The organism is Psittacicella hinzii (assembly GCF_003585935.1).
Classification (GTDB): Bacteria; Pseudomonadota; Gammaproteobacteria; order Enterobacterales; family Psittacicellaceae; genus Psittacicella; species Psittacicella hinzii.
In genome coordinates this window covers 1-22,161 of the sequence record NZ_NRJG01000158.1, presented here as the reverse complement: position 1 = coordinate 22,161, position 22,161 = coordinate 1, and the positions used below count along the sequence as shown (strand labels likewise).

The 22,161-nt window shown below is 35.6% G+C and carries 15 protein-coding genes; 10 read left to right on the top strand and 5 right to left on the bottom strand.

The genetic code is table 11. The features are described 5' to 3' along the window. The first annotated feature begins 281 nt into the window (after positions 1 to 281). The 9 genes from CKF58_RS07310 to argS all read left to right on the top strand — a co-directional run bounded on the left by CKF58_RS07310 (position 282) and on the right by argS (position 9,726). Positions 282 to 668, top strand: coding sequence for a hypothetical protein (locus CKF58_RS07310; protein WP_119532469.1), 387 nt, complete (start codon positions 282 to 284; stop codon positions 666 to 668). 534 nt (positions 669 to 1,202) lie between these two features. Further along, positions 1,203 to 1,370, top strand: a complete 168-nt coding sequence (locus tag CKF58_RS08495; RefSeq protein ID WP_222987762.1) for a hypothetical protein — start codon at positions 1,203 to 1,205, stop codon at positions 1,368 to 1,370. Positions 1,371 to 1,724: 354 nt separating this feature from the next. Next, positions 1,725 to 2,093 carry a hypothetical protein gene (locus CKF58_RS07305; RefSeq protein ID WP_119532467.1) on the top strand — a complete coding sequence of 123 codons (369 nt, stop codon included), beginning with the start codon at positions 1,725 to 1,727 and terminating at the stop codon, positions 2,091 to 2,093. Between the two features lie 156 nt (positions 2,094 to 2,249). Further along, complete coding sequence (locus CKF58_RS07300; RefSeq protein ID WP_119532465.1) at positions 2,250 to 3,278, top strand: Eco57I restriction-modification methylase domain-containing protein; 1,029 nt, start codon at positions 2,250 to 2,252, stop codon at positions 3,276 to 3,278. A 388-nt stretch (positions 3,279 to 3,666) separates the two neighbouring features. Then, positions 3,667 to 4,101: a hypothetical protein gene (locus tag CKF58_RS07295; protein WP_119532463.1), complete on the top strand. Its 435-nt coding sequence runs from the start codon at positions 3,667 to 3,669 to the stop codon at positions 4,099 to 4,101. Positions 4,102 to 4,406: 305 nt separating this feature from the next. Beyond that, a complete protein-coding gene (locus CKF58_RS07290; protein ID WP_119532461.1) occupies positions 4,407 to 6,194 on the top strand; it encodes a penicillin-binding protein activator in 1,788 nt (595 codons plus the stop codon). A 254-nt stretch (positions 6,195 to 6,448) separates the two neighbouring features. After that, entirely contained in the window at positions 6,449 to 7,018 is a 570-nt protein-coding gene (locus CKF58_RS07285) for a BON domain-containing protein (protein WP_119532459.1), read from the top strand. Between the two features lie 61 nt (positions 7,019 to 7,079). Further along, the gene (xthA, locus tag CKF58_RS07280; protein ID WP_119532458.1) at positions 7,080 to 7,880 is read left to right on the top strand and encodes an exodeoxyribonuclease III; all 801 of its coding nucleotides are present in this window, start codon (positions 7,080 to 7,082) and stop codon (positions 7,878 to 7,880) included. 79 nt (positions 7,881 to 7,959) lie between these two features. Next, a complete protein-coding gene (argS, locus tag CKF58_RS07275; RefSeq protein ID WP_119532456.1) occupies positions 7,960 to 9,726 on the top strand; it encodes an arginine--tRNA ligase in 1,767 nt (588 codons plus the stop codon). A gap of 517 nt (positions 9,727 to 10,243) precedes the next feature. Here argS and CKF58_RS07270 read toward each other — a convergent pair. From CKF58_RS07270 to CKF58_RS07250, 5 genes are all read right to left on the bottom strand, one after another. Further along, complete coding sequence (locus CKF58_RS07270; RefSeq protein WP_119532454.1) at positions 10,244 to 11,968, bottom strand: peptide ABC transporter substrate-binding protein; 1,725 nt, start codon at positions 11,966 to 11,968, stop codon at positions 10,244 to 10,246. A 353-nt stretch (positions 11,969 to 12,321) separates the two neighbouring features. Further along, on the bottom strand, positions 12,322 to 13,059 hold the full coding sequence (gene ubiG, locus CKF58_RS07265; protein WP_119532452.1) for a bifunctional 2-polyprenyl-6-hydroxyphenol methylase/3-demethylubiquinol 3-O-methyltransferase UbiG: 738 nt from the start codon (positions 13,057 to 13,059) through the stop codon (positions 12,322 to 12,324). A gap of 181 nt (positions 13,060 to 13,240) precedes the next feature. Then, positions 13,241 to 16,153, bottom strand: coding sequence for a DNA topoisomerase (ATP-hydrolyzing) (locus CKF58_RS07260; protein WP_119532450.1), 2,913 nt, complete (start codon positions 16,151 to 16,153; stop codon positions 13,241 to 13,243). Between the two features lie 649 nt (positions 16,154 to 16,802). Further along, positions 16,803 to 19,565: a phosphoenolpyruvate carboxylase gene (ppc, locus tag CKF58_RS07255; protein ID WP_245959247.1), complete on the bottom strand. Its 2,763-nt coding sequence runs from the start codon at positions 19,563 to 19,565 to the stop codon at positions 16,803 to 16,805. A 240-nt stretch (positions 19,566 to 19,805) separates the two neighbouring features. Beyond that, positions 19,806 to 20,423, bottom strand: a complete 618-nt coding sequence (locus CKF58_RS07250) for a glycerol-3-phosphate acyltransferase (RefSeq protein WP_119532448.1) — start codon at positions 20,421 to 20,423, stop codon at positions 19,806 to 19,808. 627 nt (positions 20,424 to 21,050) lie between these two features. On the opposite strand from CKF58_RS07250, the gene CKF58_RS07245 reads away from it, so the two are divergent. Next, the gene (locus CKF58_RS07245) at positions 21,051 to 21,977 is read left to right on the top strand and encodes a hypothetical protein (RefSeq protein ID WP_119532446.1); all 927 of its coding nucleotides are present in this window, start codon (positions 21,051 to 21,053) and stop codon (positions 21,975 to 21,977) included. Positions 21,978 to 22,161 lie beyond the last annotated feature (184 nt).

Genomic DNA, 22,161 nt, shown 5'->3' with positions numbered 1-22,161 from the left:
CACCTATACTTAAGATTAGCCACACTTAAATATGCTTAAACAGTACTTCCAACCAATTCTGACTATCTTCATATTCCCTTCAGACAACCTTAGGATATGAACTTTTTTAATTAAAAAACCGTTATATAGAGATAAATAGTTTGATATCTAACTCGAAATCCCTATAACTACAAAGTAAATATTGGTTAGCTATAAATAATACTAGTATGTTTTTCACATGTTTATAAATTATTAGTATAATGTGCTAACCTTAAATCATCGTATCTCAAAGGATTTTTATTATGCGTAAATTAACAACTTTAGTATTAGCAGCTTTAACTTTAGCAACAGCTACTACAGCTTCAGCTGATTTATCTAGCTTAACAAGCAAAGTACAATCAGTAACTAGCGCTACTTCTGCTTTAAGTTCATTAACTTCATCTGATAAATCATTATTATCTAGCATTGCAGCAAATAAATTATCAAACTCAAGTTTAACCAGCTTATTATCAAATAGCTCATTAAATAGCTATGTGAAAAATGCAGCTTCATTAAAACTAGCTTCAAACTACTTAAGCTCAAACAATACTTCAATGGCTAAAAAAGCTCTATCATACTTCTCTTCATCATCAGCAGATTCAAGTCAAAACACTTTATACTCTGCATTAAAAAGTAAGTTAGGTCTATAAGATAGCTACTATTTACAAGAGCTTGCATTTAAATTAAGCATTTAAAGCAAGCATGTAAATTACAATTTAAATTTTCTTTAAAAGACTAGATCAGAGATCTAGTCTTTTTGCGTTGTCGTATTTTTAATTTTAACTGCGTTCTAGCTATTTGAATATAGCTTAATCATACTGAAGCAGGCTTAATAATACTTACCAATACAACTTTTTTTAGTAGTAATGACATCTTTTTATGACTACCCAGATCCTTTACATACTCCCCTAGGGAGTAGATAAAAATAACTATTTTTCATATGCTAAAATAGCATAAACTGACTAAAACCAATCTACCTATCCTTTACAAAGGACTATGACTACAAGACTTTACACCACGGCATAAATATGCAACTAACTTCTATGTTAATAAATAGTAGCAGATAGCATTAGATAGTAATACATAAATCATTATTGCTTTAGGTGGTATAAGTCTTCGAGCCTTATGCAAGGTATGAATTAACGGTTCCAATAAAATTAACTAAAAAATTAATATGGTTAAATATGACTCCAAAATCTCCTCCTAAAGCGACTAACTCTTTAATTAAAAAAGAAGCAGTAAAAGACAAACCAATAACCGCAATTTCTGGAGAAAAGTTACTTGAAAAATATCCAGAAATTTTAGAGATCTTGCTAATTGATCGTACAACTTCAGGATCTAGAAGCAAGTAAAATATTATTTGGGCAATACATGACTATCAACACCTATGGAGTGCTTATCAAGCTCGAGCTCAAATTACACCTAACTTAATTACAGGAGAACATGCCAATCTTATAACCCATCGTGCGGTTAAAACCTCAAATCTACGAAAATTACGCACTAAAGTAAAAGCTGAAGTAACAACTCCCTTAGGAGTTATTAAGCTCCAAAATGAACAAATCGAAAAAGAATTAGGAGAAGTTGATTTAACGACCTATATTCAATTTAAGGGGCTCGAAATAACTTGTGGGGAAGCTCCCTATATAGCTTCAAGATATGATATAACTACCGGAGAGTTTATTCCTCTTACGCAAAGAGTAGGCTTTTTGGATAAAAAGTTACAAAAACTACGGCAAGTCAAAACCAAAGCTTTATGGAAAGATCTGGTATTCAGAGCTTATAAAGCTAGTTATGGTTTTGAGTGTAGTGGTGATTCTTTATTAATTGCCCGTAAGAATTTACTCTTTACTTATCTTGATTATTATTTGGATAAATGGCACAAAGAACCACCAATAACAGACTTAAAAAAGATCGCCACAATTATTTCATACAGTATTTTCCAGATGGATGGTTTAAAAGGGATTATCCCTTTATCTGAACCAAAAGATCAGGAAAATATTAAATCCCCAAGCTCCCAAGGCACGAGAGTAAAGATTATGAATAGGGAAACGAATAAACTTGAGTATTTTCAGTAATTAAAAACAAAAGTAAAAACTTTTTTGTTTAGCATTGCTTAAAAAGTAAGCAAATAGCTACTCTAAGTTTATTAGTCAAACTTATCCTTGATATCCGAGATTATCAAGGAAAATCCCTTAAATTAATTTAATCTTTTCATAATTTTTATAGGAGCTATGGTGAAATTTGATGTAATTGTGGGCAATCCTCCTTATCAAAATAAATCTAAGCAACAGATTTATGCCGATTTTTATCTTTTAGCCAAAAACACAGCTAACTTAGTATCTTTAATCTTTCCCACCGGTTGGCAAGCACCTAAAGAGGTTAACAATTTACACAAGTTAAATAACACACAAGTAAAACGTGATTCGCAAATAGTTTTTATCGATAATCGACAAAATTTATTTAAAGTTGTAGGCGCAGAGTGGATAAATATTATTCTCTGGAAAAGAAATTACAACAATCAATTACAAGGAAAACAACTAATACTAACTAACGGATCAGCACCTGTTACAACTTTACTCCCAATAAAGATTACAGATACAGAAAAACCGAAAGAATTACAAGACCTCTTAAAATATGTTTTAAGCGACTTGCGACGTAAAGGCAGCCTTAAAGATATTACTTCTCCTCGCAAAGCTTATGGCATAGTGTCTTTACAACAAATCCCCGAACAGTTTATCAGTCTACAAAGAAATTCCTCTACCGATTATGAGCTTTGGATCGGAGAAAGACGTAAACGCCATAAAGTTTACCTCTCCTCCGAATATAAGCTCAAAGATAAAACCAATACCTTAGAGCGGTATAAAGTTTTTGTCCCTTATGCATGGGGAAATATGGATCAGCAAACTGGCTTAGGAGGTGCTTATGCAGATATTATGGTCACGCCACCTCATACAGCGTGCACTGAAACATGGCTAACTTCTGGATCATTTACTGATCAAGAGACTGCATTTAAACATGCTAAATATCTCATGACTAGATTTGCGAGAGCTTTACTCTTTCTTAATAAACATTCCCAACACTCAACTACTAGTTGGGGTGCTATTCCAATCCAAGACTATAACGAAAGTTGGTGGAACTCTCATTCATTAGACGAAATAGATGAAAATCTGTTTACTAAATACAAGATCCCGCAACACATTAGAGAATTTATTAAGCAAAACATTCAAGGTAAAACTTTGCAAAATATTCTTCTAGTTTAGATAAACATCTGCAACACCCTAGCATTCGCTAGGGTGCTTATTTTTACGTACTCTCCATACTCCATTATGCTGAAATTTTTACCTACAGCAAAATGCAAACCACAGAGCAAATTTAACTAGTTAACAATATATAAATATTTGAAAATTGTTAACAATTAGCGTCAATTTTGCAATTTGCGAGCATTTTCATCTCTCCTCATGTGACAAAAAGTAAATTTTTGCCAAAAAGTTAACATTTTATAGACCTTGAAAATAAATTAATGCGATTTACTTATATGCCTCTTTATAATACAATTAGGTACAACTTACCTATAACTATCGGTTAGATGGTATTAAAAACACGTAAAACAAATGAAACACACTCATTCATATTCTCTCAACTTTAATCATGTTAGGGTGTGCATTATTTTTTGGCAGCGCACTTAGTGCATGTACTAACTGTGCGCAAACTACAGCTCAGTCTCTAGCTACTAAACAAAACTTTGCCGTAGTGTACGATGAGAAAAACAGTGCTTATGCTGTGATCTCTAACCCTAACATTTACTACTATATTGAAATGCGTGTTAATGCCAAAGAGCAACAACAAATGATTGATATTGCGCATAACCGCTTAAGCAATGAGCAACTGCAAAGTATTATTAATAGTCGTGCTTTCTATGTAGTTCGCAATGCTGCGATTCTCCAATTAGCTGCCAACTATTTTAATGCGAATAAACCAGAATTAGCCAAGGAAGCTCTAAGCTATTTCAATTATCCGATCTCACTTAAAGTACAGAAAAAATTCTTTGCCGCATTAAATAATCCGACAGCGATTTTTTACTAAGCAAGGTATATCTTTTAGGAATATCTCCTCTAAAAACACGATTCACTTCTTAGTGTACTTTTTAATCACTTTATAACCCAAGAGTTAATACTCTTGGGTTTTGCCGTTTATACATCTTTATCCCGATAATTTATTGCTTTATTTCTGTCAAATAAGGCGCTGTTTTGCTATAATAGAATACTTATGGAAGCTTTTTAGCTTCCTTCTCTTAGATGCAAAGAGACTAGAAAAATCCCTAGCTATATTTGTGAGGATTCTCTTTTGCTTTCCCGAATATTTTAGTTCTTACTTTTTATTTAGAACCCATGAAGATTAAATCTACTCTTGGCAAAGTAGGGGTAGCAACAGCTTTAGCCCTTGCTCTAGCCTCATGTATGGCACCCCCAGCTCCAACAAGTAGTTCGACTGGTACTACAGTTAGCCAATTAGCAGATGCTAAAACTTTAACTCAAGCTGATAAAGCGTTTTTAACGCAATTAAAAGCCAATAGTTATAGCTCGCAAGCTTTAATTAATCATTACAATACCCAACGTAATCCATACGTTAAAAACGAAATCTTAATTAAATTAATCGCGAGCTTAACATCCGAAAATAAATACGACGCAGCTAAATACTACGTAAAAGCATATACTTCATCGACCGATGCGCGTCAAAACACTCAATATAACTATTTAGTAGCAAAATTAGGTCAATTAACTAACGATCCTGAATTACTAAGTAAAAGCAACAATATTGATACTTCGAAGTTAGAAATTAATGAACAAGTATCTGCTGCTAAATTATCAGCATTAAATAGTTTTAATGCTGGTAACTATGATCAAGGTTTAAATACGATTAACGCAGCTTATGCTCGTGTAAACGATCAATACAAATTAGAGTTAGTAAACTTTGTTGTAGATCGTTTAGGTAATGTTGCTCCAAGCACTCTTGAAAACTTAGCACAAAAATCAACTAGCTCAATTAACACTGGTTGGTATCGTTTAGCGCTGATTACTACTAATAGCGCGAATAATGCTCAAGCTTTAGCCAGTCAATATAATGCTTGGAAACAAACTTATGCGCAGTACAGACAACCTGCAGCCTTAACCACTCCTAATCTGTTTAAACAAACAACCGCAGCCGTACAAACTCAATACAAATACGTAACCGTATTATTACCATTTGATGGTAACTACACTGTACTATCTAATGCAATTCGTGCAGGTATTGATCAAGCCAACGTAGATATGGGTAAAGTAGCAACTGTTAGCTACTTAGACACTTCGAAAGAAAGCATTGAATCAGCAATTACGCGAGCTTCTGAAGGTTCGGACATTATTATTGGACCATTAAAACAAGAAGACTTATTAGCTGCGAATCAGCTAAATCTTAAAGTACCAGAAATCATGCTAAACGCGGTTGACACTTACAATCCAAAGGCATGTTACTTCAATTTACGTATTGAAGAAGAAGGTACTACTATTGCTAATGTAATGCGTCAATTAAAAGTAAGACAACCTATTATTATCTCTGATAATACAAGTTCGTCAATTCGTGCGGCTAATGCTTTTGCTACCGCTTGGTTAAACTTAAAACAACAAAACGTACAAACCATGACGTTTAACTCTGGCAACATTGCTACCCAAGCAAGAAACCTTTTAGCACGTAATCCACAACCGGATGCTGTACTATTCTTAGGTAACCCAGAGAATCTTTTAAACTTTAACTCGGCGCTAAACTTTGCTTCACCGAATAACAAAATTAAGATTTTTGCAACTAATAAATCTAACAATGAATCTTTAAATGGTCCTAAACTTGCGGATCTGAAAAATGTATATTTCACAGATTCATCAATTATCGGTGATGCAAACTCATCTCTAGCGAAAAAAGCTAATAAAGAAATCTCTAGTTCTTATGTTCTAAGACGTCTTTATGCTTTCGGTTATGATGCTTTCAAACTAGCACAAAACTACAACGCTTTACGTACAGTTGACAACTACACAGTATCAGGCGTTACAGGTAAGTTTATTATTCCATCAGGTAATCGTTGTGTAATTAATAACTACTACAATGTTTACCAAGTGGTTGATGGACAATTCTTAAAAATTAACTAAGATCAAACTTGATTAATTAAGAACGTTAAAACTAGATAAGTGATACACCACAAAGACTAGTTAAAAGATTATAAAAAATAATAGCTTTAGGGAGCCTATTGGCTCCTTAAAGCTATTATTAATCTTAAGCACAAAAAAACTTGTGCTCAACTAACTATATCTTTAACAAAAGTCCATAGTTTTAACGCATTATTTGCTATTATAAAACTAGCCCATCTTAGTCTCTAATTTACACCTGTAAATAAGGAAACTTTATGTTTAAAAAACTCCTTAGTTCAGTAGCGCTTATCGCCTTAGCAGCAAGCTTAGTAGCTTGTACTAATAACTCTAGTTCTTCGACCAGCAGTTCATCTTCAGGTAGTAGTGTACAAGCTAAACTATCTGATACAGCTTTAGAAAGCAATATCAATGAAAGCATTGAGAATGCTTATCCATCAAATCGCTTTCCACATCGTGTTACAGCTGTAGTATGGGAAGGTAAAACTTTACTCATTGGTCAAGCTCTTAGCCAAGAATTAGCAGATAATATTTATAAAGTGGTAACCCAAGTATACGGTGTTGACCAGATCTTAAATCAAATTGAAGTGAATACGCGATTTAATCCAACTATTAGCAGTAACATTACCGATTCGGCAATTACGGCGCAAGTTAAATCGCGTTTAGCGCTTACTAAAGGCATTCCTTCAACAAAAATTAAAGTTATTACGCAAAACGGAGTAGTATTCTTACTGTCAAAAGCAACGAGCGAACAAACTGAAACTGCAGCACGTGTTGCCGCAATTGTTTCTGGTGTATCAGCAGTAAAAATCGTTACTCTTAACTAGACATTTTTTCTTGTAGCTAAGTCTATTTTAGACTTAGCTACACTAGTTTGTTATTTATTTCATGAAAATTGTAAGTTTTAATATTAATAGTGTGCGTGCACACGTAGAGCAGTTATTTGCCGTACACGAAATTTTGCAACCTGATATTATTGGGCTGCAAGAAATTAAAGTGCACTCGGATCACTACCCAGAAAATTTACTTGCCAATGATTACCACGTGTATCACTTTGGGCAAAAAACGCACCACGGGGTAGCGATTTACACTAAATATAAACCTGAAAACGTATACTATGGTTTTCCGACCGATCCAGAAGATGCCCAACGTCGTTTAATTACCATTGACATTGAGCACCCTGAACTAGGTAAACTACGCGTAATCAATGGCTACTTCCCTCAAGGTGATAGCATTCATAATGATGTGAAGTTTCCAGCCAAACGTAAGTTTTATAAAGATCTAGTTGAGTTTATTAAACAAACACCAGCAGATTATCGTTTAATTATTATGGGCGACTACAATATTAGTCCTAAAGATATTGATATTGGTATTGGTCCGGTTAATGCTCGTCGTTGGTTACGTACAGGTAAATGTTCGTTCCAACCTGAAGAACGCGAATGGATGGAAACACTTTACGAGTTAGGTCTGGTTGATACTTACCGCGTTGTTTATCCAGAACAAGAAGAAAGATATTCGTGGTTTGACTATCGTTCAAACGGTTTTGAAGAAAACCGCGGCTTACGCATTGACTTAATTATGTGTTCGCAAGATTTAGTTGAGCATGTAAGTGATTCAGATATTGCTTATAATATTCGTAAAATGGATAAACCATCAGATCACGCTCCTGTATACACAGTATTTAAATAGCTTTATTAAGTCGCTAGTTATGCCTAAGTCAAGATCTTAGGCATAGCTAGGACTTAAATTAACTAGTTACGGTAAAATTATGACTCCTTTTATTTTACGTGAGTATCTTGAAAACATTATTACTTCAAGTTTAAACGAGTTTATTCGTAGTCATGCTAATGCTGACAAACTTGACGCAGGTACTATTTACCCAGCCATTATTAAAACTACTAAAGCCGCACAATTTGGTGATTACCAAGTAAATGGTATTTTACCTTTAGCTAAAACTTTAGGTGTCGTACCACGCGATTTAGCGCAAGAGTTTGCAACTTTTTTCGCAGCTAAGCATGCTTTAGAGTTTGCGAAAGTAGAAGTGGCCGGTCCTGGCTTTATTAACCTCTTTTTAAACGATGCTTGGTTAGCAAAATTAACTCCAGGTATTGCTAATTTAGGCACGAGCTTAAAAACTTCGACTCCGAGAACGATTGTTGTTGACTATTCAGCTCCAAATATTGCCAAAGAAATGCACGTAGGTCACTTACGTACCACGATTATTGGTGATTCATTAGTGCGTGTACTTGAGTTCTTTGGTCACAAGGTAATTAAAGCTAACCACATTGGTGACTGGGGTACGCAATTTGGCATGTTAATGGCGTACATGGAAGAGGTAGAAAAAGATCCTGCTGCGGCTAATGTTAGCATCCATGATCTTGATGGCTTCTACCGTGCTGCTAAAGCTCGCTTTGATGCTGATGAAGCGTTCCAAACATATGCACGTAGTTTAGTTGTTAAATTACAAGCAGGTGATGAGCACTATTTAGCAAAATGGCGTCAACTAGTTGACATTACCATGAGCCAAAACAACCGTACTTATAAACGTCTAGGCGTACTTCTAACCGACGATGATATTATGGGTGAATCTCTATATAACCCATATCTACCAGGTGTAGTACAAGACGCTTTAGATCAAGGTGTAGCTACAGTTGACCAAGGAGCCGTAGTAGCTCACTTAAGTGAATTTAAAAACAAAGATGGTGAAGATTTAGGGGTTATCCTACGTAAATCTGATGGTGGTTACTTATATGCAACTACAGACTTAGCAGCCATGAAGTTCCGTGTTGAGCATTTTAAAGCGCAACAAATTATCTATTGTACAGATAGCCGTCAAGCTAACCACTTTGCGCAAATCGAGATCATTGCTCGTCGTTTAGGTTATGTTCCAGAAAGTACAACTATTACTCATGCTGGTTTTGGTATGATGTTAGGTACTGATGGTAAACCATTTAAATCACGTTCAGGCTCGGTAGTACGTTTAGGTGATCTTTTAGATGAAGCTGTAGAACGTACAACTAACTTACTTAACGAACGTAATTCTGACGTAACTGGTGATGAGCGTCAAGCGTTAGTTGAGGCTCTAGCTTATGGTGCGGTTAAATATGCAGATCTAAGTAAAAACCGTGCAACGGATTACATTTTCGATTGGGATCGCATGATTTCGTTCGAAGGTAATACAGCACCATATATGCAATATTCATATGCACGTATTCGTTCAATTTTACGTCGTTTTGCTTTACCTGCAGATCCACAAGTACAAATTACAAATGAACACGAACGTAATTTAGTACTTAAACTACAAGAATTTGCTGACGTCTTAACTAAAGTTGAAAATCAATTAATGCCGCATTTAATCTGTGCTTACTTATATGAGTTATCTTCAACTTTCAATAGTTTCTACGAACACGTAAATGTTGCTAAAACTGAAGATGCTGCATTACAGGCTTCACGTATTAACTTAATTAACTATACTGCGCAAGTAATTGCTTTAGGTCTAGATTTATTAGGCATTAAAGTAGTTGAACGCATGTAATAAGAATTAAAAAAAGCTACTCACAAGGAGTAGCTTTTTTTATATTCATATTTTCCTCAAACGAGGAATAGGGCATTAGTGCATAACTTAATCTAATCTTAATCTTCGAACCCAACCCCTTAATAATACTCAACTATTAAGATGTAAGGCTTTTACGGCTTATAAAAAGCGAGTGTGCATATAAATGCGAGGTGTACTTTAAGAAGCAAAATCTAGAGATAACTTAAATCATAAGTACCCCATTCTTTTAGCAATAACTTAAAAATACTTAGTCAAAGCGAGCTAATGTCGCGAGTTATATTGCCCTGCTCTTTTTAGATTACCATAAATTTACGGCAAAACCATAATTTTTTTAAGATTTCTTGCTCTTTTTCCTTAACTAATTATAAATTAAGGTATATTTTCTGTGTGTCCAAACTATCAGAATTGGTTAAGAAAGCAAAATAAGTTAATTAGTTTAATAAGTCCAATAAATCTAATAAGTACTTAACACTATTATTCTTACTCGCTTAACCCTTTAGTTAGCCGGAGCAACCTTAGCGTCAATTACGTAGTAATCACGTAAGAAACGACGTTTCACTTTTAAGCTTAAACCACCTAAAGCCGGAGACTTAAGTAAATAAGCACCTTTAAGATAAATCGGAGCTACAGGTGTATCTTGCTGAATAATTTTATTTGCTTGCGCATATAATTCTGCACGCGCTAATGGATCGACTGTTTTATTGGCTGTTAGCACTAATTTGTCGTATTGCGGATTACACCAATTTGTAGAGTTTTGCCCGTTATCACATAAGAGTGTGTTATAAAAGGCTGAAGCTTGATCATAATCTCCACGAATATAACCAATACGTGCTGTATAGTTTTTACTTTGTACTACGCTTTCGTAGATTTTAGATTCCAACATATTGGCAGTCATTTTAACTAGACCACCAGATTTTTGTTGTAACCAACCTTGAATCGCAATTAAAGTATTATTAATTAATTGATCACGAGGAGCAGTAAGCGTAAAAGTAAATGGTTTTTCTTTTGTATAACCAGCAGCTTGTAAAAGCTTAATTGCTTGGGCTACATTTTGTTCGTGGCTACGACTAAAATAAGCTTCTTCTTGCGCTAATTGCCCATCAGCAACAAAAGTTGGGGTAAAAATGGTCGTAGGTTGACCAGCTTTTAAAATTACATTGGTTAAGAATTTATTATCAATGAGTAATTTAAAAGCACGACGTACACGCGCATCTTTTACTTTCTCAACGTTAAAGTAGATACTCCAAGTTAAAGGATCAATATATTCTTTAACTTCTTCTGGACGTTGTTTCAAAATCTTATCGTATAAAGATGGTGGGATATCTGAAGTTAAGAGTTCATTAGCTAAATAGCGATTATAAACACTATTAATGTCTGTTAAGAAAATATAAGTAGATTTAGTAATTTGTACGTTATCTTTATCCCAATAGGTTGGGTTTTTGGTAAAGGTAATATGGTCGTTAATTAAATTTTCAGTTAATAAGTATGGACCATTCCCCACAAAATGTTCAGGATTTGTCCATTTATCACCATATTTATCAATTAAATCTTTACGTACAGGAGCTAAAACCCCTAAAGTTACTAATTGCGTAAACCAAGGAGTTACCTGATGTAATTTCACTTCAAAAGTATAAGTATCTAAAGCTTTTACCCCAAGTGAACTTACAGGTTTTTTCCCTTGGGCAATTTCTTTAGCATTAACTACATTAGCATTAGCTAAATAATCGATATATACCGAACCTGTTTTAGGATTAACCAGTCTTTGCCAAGAATCAACAAAGTCTTGCGCCGTTACTGGCTTACCATCAGACCATTTAGCTTCTGGACGTAAGAAGAACGTCCAAGTTAAACCATCTGCCGACTGCATCCATTTTTGCGCAGCAACACCAACATAGCGACCATCTGGTGCTTGACGCACTAGAGTGTCGAATAACGAACGTGCAATATTAATCGAGTTAGCATCCGACATTTTATTCGGATCTAAAGAAGCGGGGTTTTCTTTAGCATTACGCTGTAAAAATTGCACTGGTGCTAATTTAGTACCAGCGGGGATAATATTTTGCCACCGTGCTTGAAAGACAATATTTCCTTGCGCATCAATATAAGTATCTGCTTGGGGATTATGAGAGGTTACGGTTGTTGCGGCGCGCGAGTCAGCTTGAGCTAAAGTTAGCGCACTAATCCCCAATAGGGCACATGCAAGGAACTTAAGTTTTACCATAGAGAAATATTTATCCTCACTAATACGATAAAAATCAAAACGCTAAATAATCATCTACACTTTTTACAAAGTGCACTTTCTATTTTAAACTAGCTTTGAATTAATAGCTAGTAAAATCTCTTAAGATGCCAATAATCTTTAGCTACTTTAGCAAGTAGCTAATAGCCAAACGCAAAATACCAACTAGAGCGCCTCAAGATTTTAGATCAATAAACTCAGAAAAAATCTAAGTTAAAAAACTAAGATCTAAAATCAGATAACTAAACTCAAAGTTGGTATTTTACTTTTAAACTCTAGTAAGCAAGCTTTTATGTTCTTACGTTCTTATGCTATTACGTTATTACAAATAACGTTTAAGCTCGCTTTACAAAGCTTACTAAATAATTTACGTCTAAATTATCACTTAAAAAAAACTTTTGCGTAAACAGATTATATTTATAACCTGTAGCGTCAACAGCTTCTAAGCCAAACTTATTAGCAGCCGTAATTAATTCAGCTGGTTTAATAAATTTTTGATACTCATGAGTACCGCGAGGTAGCCATTTTAAATAGTTCTCAACCGCTTCAATAATTTGTAATTGTGCTTGCCACGTACGATTGATCGTTGACATAACTAATAAACCTTGCGGTTTTAAGATTTTGGCAGCTGCGGCTAAAATTGAACTATAGTCTGGCACATGCTCTACCATCTCCATGCAACACACTACATCAAAAGTCCCAGCATGTTGTTGCGCAAAGTCTTCAGCCGTGATTAATTCATAATTTAAGTTACTTAAATTAAAAGGTTGAGCATGGGCTTTACCTGCTTCAAGGGCTTGTTCAGCCATATCTATGCCTGTAACTACAGCTCCTTGTAAAGCTAAAGCATGAGCCAGAATCCCCGCTCCACAACCTAAATCAAGAACTTTTTTTCCTACTAGAGAGCCAATTCCTTGGGCAAGAGCTTGTTGTTGCACATAAGCTAAACGAGTTGGATTTAAACGGTGAATTAATTTAAAGCTACCATTTAAATCCCACCAGTCTCCAGCCATTTGGGAGAACTTAGCGATCTCGTTAGCGTCTACATTTGCTTTATGCTTGTTTTGCGTCATAATTCTACAGAAAAAAACCTCGAACCTAGTTAATGCCAAGTTCGAGGTTTTTATTGAAAATAAAACTACTTAAGGAAGTTTTATTGTTAATAACTAGGATATAAATGACTTACGTCGTTTAAGGTTTAGAGTAATGAGTTGAGCATTATGCTGCTTTCTACTCATTCTTGTACTCTAGATTTTACTCTGCATCTAAATCAGTATCTAAATCATCTTCTAGATCTTGATCTTGATCATCAGCGTAATCACTTGCTGAAATAGGTGCATTATCAATAGTTGCTTGAGCTGCGTTTGAGTTATCTGCAGTATCAGCTGCAAAAGCTTGTTCAGCTTGTGCATGAGCTTGTGCTGCTAGGCGATCTTCCTCTTCGATACTTTGACCATCAACAATAGGTTCAATCGAAGCTACAAGTTCACCTTTAACTAAATTAACTAGTTTAACTCCTGAAGATACACGACCTGTTAGACGGATCTCATTAGCATTAATGCGCACAAATTTACCGCCATCAGTAATAATCGCTAACTGATCACGATCGTTAATTTGCGCTGCACCAATAACTGCTGAACCAGCACGCTCTGATAGTTTATGGATACGTACCCCTTTAGAACCACGATTAGTACGTAAAGGAATTAAATCAAGATTTGTACGTTTACCTAAACCACGTTCAGTAACGGTTAATACAGGATCATTATCTTTTGGTACGATAACAGCAATTACACGGTCATCCCCCTCTTGTAGACGCATACCGCGCACTCCACGTGAAGTACGACCTTGAGCTCTTACGCAATCAGAACTAAATGCACTTACATGACCAGCACGTGAGAATAAGTATACCGGATCACCATCACTAATTACGCATACTTGCGCTAGACGATCTGGTAAAGCATCATGAGCTGCATCATTAGTATCTAGAGCTTCAATTTCGCCATTTGCTTCATCAACGATATTATCAGCTGTTTCTGCTAGATTATCATCTTCAACTTCTTCGGCCACTACCGAAGTATTAGCTAAGGTAATAGCTTTTAGACCTGAAGCACGAATGTTTTTAAAGAGCTCTAATTTAGTTTTCTTCACTCTACCTTGTTCAGTAGCAAAGAAGAGGTACTTACCTTCGACATTATCGCTATTTTCTTCATCAAGAATGATTAGGTTCGTAATGCGCTCATCGTCTTGTAAATTGAGGTAGTTATTAATTGGACGTCCACGTGATTGTTGAGTTGCACGTGGTAATTTGTATACTTTAATCTTGAATACACGTCCCAGACTGGTAAAGCAAAGTAAAGTATCAGTAGTTGTACCAATTACTAACTGATCAATTTCATCGTTTTCTTTAACTGCTGTTGCTTGACGCCCACGCCCACCGCGCGATTGACTGCGGTATTCGTTTAAAGCTTGGAATTTAATATATGAATCACGTGAGTAAGTAATTACTACGTCTTCTTTGTTAATAAAGCTTTCATCATCTAACGAAATAGCTTCGTCAGAAATAGCTGATAAACGTGCGTCGTAGTTGTTCGCTTTAGTGCGGTTACGATCACGACATTCAATTAATTCTTCACGTAATACAGCGGTTAATTTTGCCGGATCAGTTAGAATACCAGTTAAACGTACAATATCACGTACTAAGTTTTGGTATTCTTCAGTAATTGTTTCTTGTTCTAGACCTGTTAAACGCGCTAATGGCATATCTAAGATAGCTTTAGCTTGTTCTGGAGTTAGGTAGTATAAACCGTCTTGCTCATTAATCCCGTAACGTTTTTCTAAAAACTCCGGACGAGCAATTTCAGGATTCTCACCTACATCGTCTAACATTTGTTTTAGAATGCCGTAATCCCAACCACGTGCCATTAAAGCATCGTTTGCGTCTTTACGACGTTGACTAGAACGAATTAAGTGAATAATCTCATCAATATTTGCTAAAGCTACAGATAAAGCTTCTAAAATGTGCGCACGATTACGATCACGATTTAACTCGAATACGCAACGACGCGTAATCACTTCACGTCTAAACTCAATAAACACTTCAATGAATTGTTTTAAGTTTAGAGTTTGTGGTTTACCTTTATTTAGCGCTAGCATATTAAAGCTAATTGAGCTTTGTAATGCCGTTTTAGCAAATAATTGATTCATAATTACGTGTGGATCATAGTCCTTATGTACACGTAATTCGATATTAATATCGTTTTTCGATAAGTTTAAAACATCAGTAATACCTTGAATCTCATCGTTTTTAATCAGTTCATTAATACGTTCGATTACCGTGTTATAACTTACTTGGTAAGGAATTTCAACAATATTGATTTTCTTTACACGAGATTCTTCTGAAACTTTATATACGGCACGTAAATAAAGTTTACCTTTACCTGTATGATAAGCTTCACGAATACCACCACGACCTAAAATTAAACCTCCTGTAGGGAAGTCTGGTGCTGGGATATATTGCATTAACTCATCAATTGTAATTTCAGGATTATCTACGTAGGCAACACAACCGTTTAACACTTCGGTTAAGTTGTGAGGTGGAATATAAGTTGCCATCCCTACGGCAATCCCGTTTGAACCATTGATTAGCAGATTAGGTACACGTGTTGGTAAAACTAAAGGTTCTACGGTTTTATTTGAGTAGTTAGGGATAAAGTCTACAGTTTCTTTATCGATATCCTGTAATAACTCTAAAGCCATTTTACTCATGCGCGCTTCAGTATAACGCATTGCCGCAGGAGCTTCATCACCTCTTCCCCCAAAGTTACCCTGACCTTGAACTAGAGGATAGCGTAAACTGAAGTCTTGCGCCATACGCACTAAAGTACCATAAATCGCCGAGTCACCATGCGGGTGAAATAACCCCATTACCTTACCAACAATCTCTGCCGATTTCACGAAAGGTTTATCTGGAGTGTGTCCATCAACATGCATAGCATATAACACGCGGCGGTGTACCGGTTTAAAGCCATCTCGCGCATCTGGCAGCGCGCGGCCCATAATTACCGACATCGCGTAATCAAGGTACGAAGTTTTTAACTCATCAACAATGTTGACTGGTTGCACTTGTCCGTTGAACGCTGAAGGTGCTTGGTTATTTGAATCTGCCATGGATCTTATATTGCAAAAAAGTTAAGTTAAACGTCTCATTTAACTAGGCAAACTAGCGGTCTTAAATGAGATCTATACTCTTAACGTAGTTAAACTTCTATCTAAGCGACTATACTTAAATAGTTCCTATAAAAAATCAGAGCCTGTAATGTTTACAGGCTTAAAAACATCTGCTCTATTATAGCATATTCAGCTTTATTTTTTAGAGTTAGTTCGCTATTTATCCGATTAAAAAGCTATAGGATTAATTATTTAATTTTGTGCTAGCACCCTAAAGCTAAAAGTTAAAACTTCTCTAATCGCAAAAATGAAGTTCAATTTTATGTTTTAGTAACTTTAGATAATCAATTTAAGATGATTAACTTTAGATTAGTAACTAAAGATTATTAACTTTCTCCTCCAAGGAGTATCTATTGCGGTAGTACCTATCACAGGAAAAGGAGCAACTGTTACAGTAAGAAGAGTTTCTATCCGGTGATATGAGTGTTTATTACTGTAAGTAATCGTTATGACGAGCCAGAAGTTTCTGATAATCTCTATTTAAGTTTCAGGAAACAACCTGAAAACCACAAACAACCACAAATGCAAAAGACTTATGCAACTTGGTATGTTTTATTTACCTTATTGCATAAGTCTTTTTGCTTAATTATTAACCAGTATTACGCATACCAGCTGCTACCCCGGTAATCGTAATTAAGAGGGCTTTAATGATGCGCGGATCATTAACGCCACGACGACTACGATGTAAGAGCTCAATTTGTAATAGGTGTAATGGAAGAGTATATGCCATACGTTTTTGGATCGAAGCATAAATCCATGGGTTATCTTGCATGAGATTATGTTCGTTGTCCGAGTGTAATGACATAATTACGTCTTTAGTGTCTACAGCACGCGCACGTAAATCAGCACCCAAGTAATGTAATTGCGGATCTACGAGTTTATGTTCGTAAAGTTCTGATACTTCAGTATCAACTTTAGTGAACACCATTTCTAGCATAGCAATACGCGTTGAGAAAAACGGCCAATCGCGTAACATTTCAATTACAGTTTCACGACCTTTCTCTTGGGCTAGAACTTCTTTTAGTGCCGAACCAGTACCTAACCAAGTAGGAAGAGTTAAACGGTTTTGCGTCCAAGCAAAAATCCATGGAATTGCACGTAGAGATTCAACCCCACCATTAACATTACGTTTAGCTGCACGAGAACCTAAATTTAGCGATGAAAGCTCTATTTCAGGCGTTGCTTGACGGAAGTATTTAATGAAATCAGGAGTATTAAATACTACATCACGATACTCTTTACATGAAACCTCTGAAAGGACTTTCATGGTATCACGCCAAGTTTGTTTTGGCGTAGTAGGTGGTAAGAGGTTCGCTTCAATAATTGCCGAAGCATATAAGTCTAAACTTAACATGGCAATAGCAGGTAAACCATATTTAAAGCGAATCATTTCCCCTTGTTCGGTCACACGTAAGCCTGCTTCTAATGAACCAGGTGGTTGCGAAAGTAAAGCTGCGTGAGCTGGTGAACCACCACGACCGATCGTACCTCCACGACCATGGAATAACGTTAGTTTAATGTCGAACTCTTTAGCTAGAGCTACTAAGTTCTCCATAGTAGTATATTGTGCCCAACCTGCAGCAAAGAAACCTGCATCCTTAGCTGAATCTGAGTAACCCACCATTACCATTTGTTTACCTTCGATATGCTCGTTATACCATGGAATAGTAAATAACTGACGCATAACTGCTGGAGCATTCTCAAGGTCATCAAGAGTTTCGAACAGAGGAACGATGCCTAAATTATGCTGCTCGTCATATAGTTTTAAAAGCAGTTTTACTTCTAATACGTCTGACGCAGATTTCGCCATTGAAATAATATAGGCGTTAATCACCCCTTTAGGTTGTTGCGCTACTAATTTACAAGTAGCAAGCACTTCAGCTGTTTCAGGACTTGGTGTCCAGTGTGGTGGTAATAATGGACGAGGGGTAGAAAGTTCACGTACTAAGAAATCAACTTTCTCTTGTTCAGTCCAAGTGTAGTAATCACCATATCCATAGAAAGCGACAATTTCAGCGATTGCTTTTTCATGGCGTGCACTTTCTTGACGGATGTCTAAACGGAATAAGGTAACCCCAAACGTACGTACACGATACAGAATATCGAGTAAAAGACCATCAGCAACAATTTGTTGATTGTTACGACATAGTGATTGATAGATGTCTTCAAGCGGTTCTAATAAGTCCGCATCCGACATGATTAAGTTTGATGTTGCTTTTTGGAACGAACGTGACCAAGTATTGCTAATGTCCGCGGTTGCATCGTGACTATCTAGGTCATAAAGCTCCATGCGAGTTTGACGTTCAAGCGCTTGTTGTTGCGTTAGATACACAACTTGATCTTCCGAAGTAATTAAGCCTTCGAAAAAGTCCATAGTTGCTTTTAAGCGTAAACGTAATAAACGTAGCACTTGACGATAAGGCTCGTAATCAACGTTATATTTAACACAGAACTCACTATCAGCCGCACGCATAGTTAATTCTTGTGATAAACGACGCACATCGTCCATCATAATTTTCGCAAAACGTGCGCGACCGGTATTAATTACCGTTTGTGTAACTTTATGGGTTACAAAACCATTACCATCACGGTCTCCACCAGTCCAAGAAGAAATACGTAATGGTTGGAATTGATGATCTAAAGCTTCACCGAAGATTTTTTGGCAGCTGTAGTTTAAGTTTTTAATAAACTCGGGCACAGCTTTCCATAATGAATCTTCGATTGTATTCATTGCCCATGAAGCTTCTTCGATTGGTGTCGGACGAATGGTACGCACTTCATCAGTTAACCAAGTCATTGAGATTAACTGACGTAAACGGATTGTAATACGATTTAATTCGTCATCGGATAATGATGGAGCGTCTAATTGTTTTAAACACTCATCTAAAGCATTATGCTTCTGAATAATCGAACGACGTGTAGCTTCAGTTGGATGCGCGGTTAATACTAACTCAATAAATAGTTTTTCTAAAGTTGGTTTAACTTGCGCAAAAGTAAAACCTTGCTCTTTTAGTCTTACTAATAAAGCTTCAAAACAACGAGATGCATAGTCATCTTCGTTTTGCGTAATGGTTTTATTGGTTAATTGGTGCTGTTCAGTTGTATTAATAAAGTTAAGAAGATGCGAGAAACAACGCGCTACGGGGATAATCAGATCGTCACTCATAATCCCTAAGAGAGTAACTAACTGATCACGCGCTTCTTTATCACCTGCACCAGCACGTTTAGAATAAGCAGAGATTTTATCAAGAACATCTAATACTGATTGACCATCTGTTTCAAGTACGGTCTCTTCTAGTAAAGAAGTTAAAGCTTGTACTTGTTCTTGAATATGGTGATATTTATTTTCCACGAGTAAATCCGAGAAATCAAAAAAAGTAAAAAATTCTGGGGACTACTTTTACCAGTAAGCTAAGACAATTTTAGGTAAATTTAAAAATAATCTCGATAAAGCTTAATGAGGTAAAAGTTTACAAACAATTTCTTATTTTATCACAAGTTAAACTAACTAAAATTACTAGTCAGTTGCTTTTTAAGTTTATACAAATAAAACCGCAAATTCATTAGAAATAATCTAACAAATTTACGGTTGTTATATGAGAAAATCTTTATCTCGCACTAAACGTTGAAATAAACCATTACAGTCAGGTAAATAATAACCATAACGGGTACGGATCAATAGTGCCGTATGACGTAAGATTATAACGCTCGATAGAGTTACTACCGGAATAATGTAGGCTACATTTAAGAAGAAGTAAATGTAAACCGGAATAAATAAAGCTACAAGTACATTAGCAACTACGCGATAGCCACTAATTAAATAGGTTACTAACCAAATACCGGAAGCCACAAACATTACCGACCAACCTAAAGTAGTATAAGAGGCGATACATACCATCATCCCTAAACGACCTTGGAAGTAATTAAATACTGGGTAATAGTGTCCAAGAATTAGGGCAATTACTAAGTAGGATAATTCTAAATTCGTAAACCCTAAGAGGTAACCCGCGTATAGAGGGATAATCCCTTTAGCAAAATCAGTAACCATTAAGGTTAGAATTACGAGCACTGATTTAACCGAAGAAAACATTAAGTAATTGGGACGTCGACTTAAAAGTTCATTAAGATTAACTTTAAAGCCTTTTTCTATCCAATAGTAATTAGGTAGAGCTCCCACAAAATAATAGACAAAAAATGCTAAGAATGCCATAAGCACCAATCTAGAGCAAAGCTCTAGTCCTTATTGTTATCTTCTTTATTATAGCAGCTTGCAAGCACAATACTACACTTGTCAGTCGATTAGGTCTGATTTGTCAGCTGGTATTATTTTCAGACAACCAAGAGTAGGGATCTTCTTATTGTTGTCTGTCTTAAGCCTGAAGAAAAGGTTTGATAATCTTTACTCTATCGATGTAGCTAAATCTTTCTTCATAGGCAAAATATGGTAAAATTAGCTATAACTCTTATGTTTGGTAGCAAATTTTGCTTTTTTAGATTAAATTTTTAGAATTTTTCGCAAAAACTATTGTCTTAGAAGATAGAAAAGGATTTTAGCTTTGAGCATCTTAGCTCTGAGTAGTTAACCCTAAAAACTAATTTTACTTTTTGACCTAAACTTGTAGGTTTTAAAAAGGATTTAGGTTTTTAGTTTACTTCTATCTTATATTCATCTAAGCTAAAATCGCACCTAACCTTAGAGTAATCATTACTAAAATAACGCAGCTTGTGCTTTCTTGAAGTTCTTGACGCGTCCAGATTTTTTCATTCCTTAAGGCATTATTGCGTACCAAGTTGTACGACCTTAAGATAACTATTATCTTTTTCTCGCTTTATTTTTATGAGTAAAACTAAATTTTTAATCGGTGGATTAGCAGCCTTAGCTATTGGTAGTGCCGCAGTTCTCTACACCGTACATAATAAAGAACAAGATTTACAGCCAATTGCTGCTGAAAAGAAACTTGAAACTTTAGGTTATCCATCATTACCTGATGTAATTATTCGTAATCTAGATGAATTTAACTACTTCTATCAAGGTACAGGTAGCTTAACTAGCAATCAATTAATCAATGATGCTGCTCTAAACTACTCTTACTACTTAGGACAAGTAGCAAACTTTGATTATGAATCTCCAGAGTACGCAAAAGTAAATCAGTACCGTCTACAATTTAGTGAAGAAGTTGTAAACTGGCCTTTACTGTACGCTGATTTTGCAAGTTTCTTAAACACTGAAATTAGCTTTATTCGTGAACCAAGTTTAAATCCTGGTTACAACTATCCAAACCCACCTAGTACGCGCGACGATAAAGAAACTTACCAACAGTTTAAACAAGATTTACTTAATGCTTTAAAAGCACGTGTAAAAAATCGTTTAGATACTTATTACAGCATTGATCCAGAAAGTGAATCAGGTGCACGTTCTGTAAAAGCTTTATATCCAAACGGCAAAACTGCTGAAGAGTTCAAAAAAGAAGCGACTCTAATTACTGATGGTTTTAACCAAGTATTAGATACGTTAACTGCTAATGATTACATTTGTAGTCAACAAGCAAACACGCAATTAAAAGCTACGTGTTTTGTGGAATATGTGAAATTAATCACTGCTTATCCAATTATTGTTTCAGCGTCAAACGTTTTAAAAATTTCTGACGAAGACAATCAAAATTACGTACGTCGTGTATATAACTTAAACTTATCAAGTGATGTAGCTGCATTCTACAATGATTACATTCGTGGTTTACAACTATACATCTACTACTCTAAATAATTTTAATCTAATAAGAAGATCCGGTCTAGGTTGAACATCAACCTAGACCGGATCTATTCGTTTTGTCAATAAAAAATTATTAATTATTTAGAGTTCTTTAAGGCTGTACTTAATTCATCGACAATTTCAGTTGTACCTTGGTAACCACCAAAAGCTAAATACCAAACTACTGAATTTAGGTACA

Excerpts from the sequence above, each read along its gene's own strand:
- CKF58_RS07300 (WP_119532465.1), top strand. The coding sequence starts at position 2,250 with ATGGTGAAATTTGATGTAATTGTGGGCAATCCTCCTTATCAAAATAAA.
- CKF58_RS07285 (WP_119532459.1), top strand. The coding sequence starts at position 6,449 with ATGTTTAAAAAACTCCTTAGTTCAGTAGCGCTTATCGCCTTAGCAGCA.
- argS (WP_119532456.1), top strand. The coding sequence starts at position 7,960 with ATGACTCCTTTTATTTTACGTGAGTATCTTGAAAACATTATTACTTCA.
- CKF58_RS07290 (WP_119532461.1), top strand. The coding sequence starts at position 4,407 with ATGAAGATTAAATCTACTCTTGGCAAAGTAGGGGTAGCAACAGCTTTA.
- CKF58_RS07310 (WP_119532469.1), top strand. The coding sequence starts at position 282 with ATGCGTAAATTAACAACTTTAGTATTAGCAGCTTTAACTTTAGCAACA.
- xthA (WP_119532458.1), top strand. The coding sequence starts at position 7,080 with ATGAAAATTGTAAGTTTTAATATTAATAGTGTGCGTGCACACGTAGAG.
- ubiG (WP_119532452.1), bottom strand. The coding sequence starts at position 13,059 with ATGACGCAAAACAAGCATAAAGCAAATGTAGACGCTAACGAGATCGCT.
- CKF58_RS08495 (WP_222987762.1), top strand. The coding sequence starts at position 1,203 with ATGACTCCAAAATCTCCTCCTAAAGCGACTAACTCTTTAATTAAAAAA.
- CKF58_RS07270 (WP_119532454.1), bottom strand. The coding sequence starts at position 11,968 with ATGGTAAAACTTAAGTTCCTTGCATGTGCCCTATTGGGGATTAGTGCG.
- CKF58_RS07260 (WP_119532450.1), bottom strand. The coding sequence starts at position 16,153 with ATGGCAGATTCAAATAACCAAGCACCTTCAGCGTTCAACGGACAAGTG.
- CKF58_RS07295 (WP_119532463.1), top strand. The coding sequence starts at position 3,667 with ATGTTAGGGTGTGCATTATTTTTTGGCAGCGCACTTAGTGCATGTACT.
- CKF58_RS07245 (WP_119532446.1), top strand. The coding sequence starts at position 21,051 with ATGAGTAAAACTAAATTTTTAATCGGTGGATTAGCAGCCTTAGCTATT.
- CKF58_RS07250 (WP_119532448.1), bottom strand. The coding sequence starts at position 20,423 with ATGGCATTCTTAGCATTTTTTGTCTATTATTTTGTGGGAGCTCTACCT.